This is a genomic window from Candidatus Allofournierella excrementavium (assembly GCF_048526665.1).
GTDB classification, from domain to species: Bacteria; Bacillota; Clostridia; order Oscillospirales; family Ruminococcaceae; genus Allofournierella_A; species Allofournierella_A excrementavium.
Window position 1 is genome coordinate 1 of record NZ_DBGFPE010000027.1, and the last position, 1,982, is coordinate 1,982.

The 1,982-nt window shown below is 60.6% G+C and carries 3 protein-coding genes; 2 read left to right on the top strand and 1 reads right to left on the bottom strand.

Translation table 11 applies throughout. The annotated features are described in order from the left end of the window. Positions 1–407 precede the first annotated feature (407 nt). Both ACMI1Q_RS07510 and ACMI1Q_RS07515 read left to right on the top strand, forming a co-directional pair. The gene (locus tag ACMI1Q_RS07510) at positions 408–629 is read left to right on the top strand and encodes a TIGR04076 family protein (RefSeq protein WP_419503325.1); all 222 of its coding nucleotides are present in this window, start codon (positions 408–410) and stop codon (positions 627–629) included. Between the two features lie 42 nt (positions 630–671). Next, positions 672–1,307 carry a GPP34 family phosphoprotein gene (locus ACMI1Q_RS07515; RefSeq protein ID WP_419503326.1) on the top strand — a complete coding sequence of 212 codons (636 nt, stop codon included), beginning with the start codon at positions 672–674 and terminating at the stop codon, positions 1,305–1,307. 73 nt (positions 1,308–1,380) lie between these two features. Here the strand turns inward: ACMI1Q_RS07515 and ACMI1Q_RS07520 are convergent, their stop codons facing one another. Then, positions 1,381–1,758, bottom strand: a complete 378-nt coding sequence (locus ACMI1Q_RS07520; protein ID WP_394980388.1) for an SdpI family protein — start codon at positions 1,756–1,758, stop codon at positions 1,381–1,383. Positions 1,759–1,982: the final 224 nt, after the last annotated feature.

The following is a 1,982-nucleotide window of genomic DNA, read 5'->3' on the forward strand; positions in this document are numbered from 1 at the left end:
GGCCGGGCGGAGCACTTCAATCAAAGCCGCCCTTTCCTTTATTCGGGCGGCGCTGGGATATGGGCAGCTTTGCGCTGGGTGGCCGCGTCCCTGTCCGCCGCCGCACGCGGCGTTTCGGACACGCTGCACTCACACCGTGCAGCGTGTTCGCTCCGAGGCGCACTACGCGGCGGCAGCGCCGCGTCTGGCTCGGCTGGCACCGGGCGGCGGGTCGTGCGAAACAAGGGAGAGCGCCGCCCTGCACAAAACTGCCCACCCCTTGCGCCCGGGGCGGCGGCGTGGCATAATGGGAGAGGAAAGGCGGGATGTCCCATGAAGCGGGTGAAGATCACCGTGCTGCGCAAGGAGTTTTATCCGGAATACGCCGACGCCTACCTCACCGAGGGGCGGGAGGCGGGCCCTGCCCGATGCTGGAAGTGGGCGACGAATTCGTGTTCGAGGGCGGCGCGCAGATGCCGGAGGGCTTTTGCCCCTGGGCCTGGGTGGACATCTACAACAGTGTCAGCGCCCTGGCCGCCGGCGCGAGCTACGCCCCCTGGAACAACCGGGAGGGCCAGACCATCGTGTGCTGCACCGACGGCATCCGCCCGGTGGTGTTTGAGCTGCACGCCATGGAGGATTGGGAGTGACCTCCCCTTGCCCCGCAAATTTTGGAACAGGAAGAATCGCTTATGACCGAACTTGGCATCACACAGGAATATCTGCTTTTGGCGGTGAACGACCGAGGCCGCTTTTCGCCCCTGAACCCTCAGCAGCCCATCTGCTTTGTGGCGGCGGCGCTGGGAGAGCTGACCGAGGCGGGCTGCATCGCCTTCACCGGCGAGAAGGTGGGCCTTGCCGGGCCGCTGACCGAGGGGCTGCGGTGCTTAAAACCCCTCTATGACTTCATCGACCGGCCCCGGCCGGTGCCCCTTTCGATGGTGCTGCGGGACTTTGCCCCCGACGGGCCCAAGCTGGCGGAGCTGGCCGAGGCGGTGGGGGAGAGCCTGGAGGCGCTGCGCCTTGCCGCGCCCCAGCGGGCGCTGGCCGGGCGGGTGTTCTATCTGCCCGCCGCCGGCGAAGCGGCGCGGCGGCTGGAGCGGCTGCTCTTCCGCCTCTGCGGCGAGGCCGGCCCCGCCCCCAGGGAGGCGGCGCTGGCGGTGCTGCTGTGCCAGAGCGGCGTGATGGCCCAAAAGCTGAGCGGCGCGGCGGCGGCCAAGGCCGAGAGCGCGCTGGCGGCTCTGCTGCCCACCGGCAGCGAGGCGGCCCGGGCGGCCCACGCCGCCCAGGACATGACCGACCGGGTGAACGCCGTGCTCTCGCACTAAAAAAACCGACGGTATCCCCGTCGGTTTTTTCATTGGTTTTGGAAAATCTCAGACCTTTGCCCGGTCTGGGATTTTATCGTCTGTTCCCATTTTTATCAAATTCTTTTCTCAAAGCTCTCTCTGTTGGCAAAACAGAAGCAATTATGACAGCCAGTTGCGCTCCCACCAGGATCGAGCTTGCTGTTCCCACAACATCCTCATCTTTTCCGAGCAACAAAAGCAGACATACCACGGTTGCCGCCAAAGAGATCCATCCGCAAATATACCATATCCTGCCGCAATGCTTATGAGCAAACTCCCAAGTATCTTTATTTTTCATGGACATAGGAGTTCGATAGCCAAACACTCCATTGATCTCCTTCGGGCCTCCCTTTTCGAAATATCTTCCGAACCCGATCATTGTAAATGGAATCAGCAAATTCATAACCAACATATAGACCCAAAATCCCATTGCTCTTCTCCATTCATCAATTGCAGTTTGTTTGCTTATACCATATCATTCATATACGCATTTTTCAATCATTCCCCTTGGCAGATAAAAGAAAAAACAGGGAGCCAAAGGTGCCTCCCGATAAGAAAACATCGCGGGGCAAGAGAGAAACGGTATAGCTTCGGCTATGCCGTTTTTCTCATTCTTGCCTTGATGAAGTGACTTTGGATACTTCCAGAGCTCCA

Coding starts and splice junctions, on each gene's coding strand:
- ACMI1Q_RS07510 (WP_419503325.1), top strand. CDS start 408: ATGCTGGAAGTGGGCGACGAATTCGTGTTCGAGGGCGGCGCGCAGATG.
- ACMI1Q_RS07515 (WP_419503326.1), top strand. CDS start 672: ATGACCGAACTTGGCATCACACAGGAATATCTGCTTTTGGCGGTGAAC.
- ACMI1Q_RS07520 (WP_394980388.1), bottom strand. CDS start 1,758: ATGGGATTTTGGGTCTATATGTTGGTTATGAATTTGCTGATTCCATTT.